Source organism: Corynebacterium sp. MSK218 (genome assembly GCF_030232655.1).
In the GTDB taxonomy this organism is placed as follows: Bacteria; Actinomycetota; Actinomycetes; order Mycobacteriales; family Mycobacteriaceae; genus Corynebacterium.
Genome location: NZ_JASPGN010000029.1, coordinates 1 through 1,305, shown reverse-complemented (window position 1 = coordinate 1,305; position 1,305 = coordinate 1). Strand labels below are relative to the sequence as shown.

The window sequence follows — 1,305 nt, the reverse complement described above, 5'->3', positions numbered from 1 at the left end:
TGAAGCGTCCTGGGTTTAGTTCCTACCTCAGCTAAGGAAGGATTGAACTATGCCTAGAAAGTATTCCGTTGAGTTCAAGGAGAAGGCGGTCCATCAGATCATCGAAATGGTCCGCCTGGAGTCCTGCTCACTGCAACGTGCCTACACGGAGGTCGGTGAGCTGCTTGGAGTATCTCACCACACGTTGCGGGCTTGGTACCGTGACAGCGCTTCAGCACGTGATGACTCTGACGCGTCTGGCGGCGAAACAATGGAAGAAGAGCTCAAGCGTTTGCGCCGAGAAAACCGTGAGCTGAAACGAGCAAACGGGATTCTTAAGACTGCTTCGGCTTTTTTCGCAGCGGAACTCGACCGACCCACGACCAAATGATCTCCTACATCGACACGTACAAGGATCAGTTTGGGGTCGAGGCCATCTGCCGAGTCCTTAAACAAGCAGATCGTGGATTCATTACTTCACGCGGCTACCGCAAAGCCACCACACGTGTTCCCAGCGCAAGAGCCTTAAGCGATAGCCTGCTCATCCCAGAGATACAACGTGTGCATGCGCAGAATTTCTCGGTTTACGGTATCCGCAAAATGTGGCACGCGATGAACCGTGAAGGCTTTCATATCGGCCGCGACAAAACCGCCCGATTAATGAAGCTAGCTGGTGTTTCCGGCCGCAGACGTGGACGAACCCCCGTGACAACGACTAGCCCGAAGACACCGGATCATCGCCCAGACCTAGTACAGCGAAACTTCCGTGCACAAGCACCAGGAAGGCTGTGGGTTGCCGACATTACCTACGTTCGCACCCTGTCAGGATTCGCCTACACCGCGTTTGTCGTGGATGTCTACAGTCGAAAGATTGTTGGTGTTGCTACACGCTCAACGATGCGCACCGATGCGCTGCCCATGGAGGCTTTGGAGCATGCGTTAACGACTGCAGGGCGAATCCATGGAAACCAGCTGATTCACCACAGTGATCGGGGCAGCCAGTACGTGTCACTGAAGTATTCCACCGCTCTCGCGGAATCCGGAATCCGGCCGAGTGTCGGAACAGTCGGCGATTCTTATGACAATGCTCTAGCCGAAACAGTCAACGGTCTCTACAAGGCGGAACTGATTCATGCCCAAGGCCCGTGGACGTCGGTCGGAGAAGTCGAACTGGCCACCTTGCGGTGGGTGCATTGGTGGAACACCAAGCGGCTTCATGAAGCTTTGGACTACGCCACCCCACAGGAAGTCGAAACCGAGTACTATCTCACCCAGCCCATCAACACAGGGCCGTAAAAGAAGCGGAACTAAACCCAGGACGCTTCA

General features: G+C 54.8%; 1 protein-coding gene. It reads left to right on the top strand.

Annotated elements, in window-relative coordinates; all coding sequences use genetic code 11:
• The first annotated feature begins 49 nt into the window (after window positions 1-49).
• A protein-coding gene (locus tag QP922_RS12770; RefSeq protein ID WP_284809906.1) for an IS3 family transposase occupies window positions 50-1,275 on the top strand; the annotation gives its coding sequence in 2 pieces (ribosomal slippage) (window positions 50-329 and window positions 329-1,275; 1,227 coding nt in all).
• Window positions 1,276-1,305 lie beyond the last annotated feature (30 nt).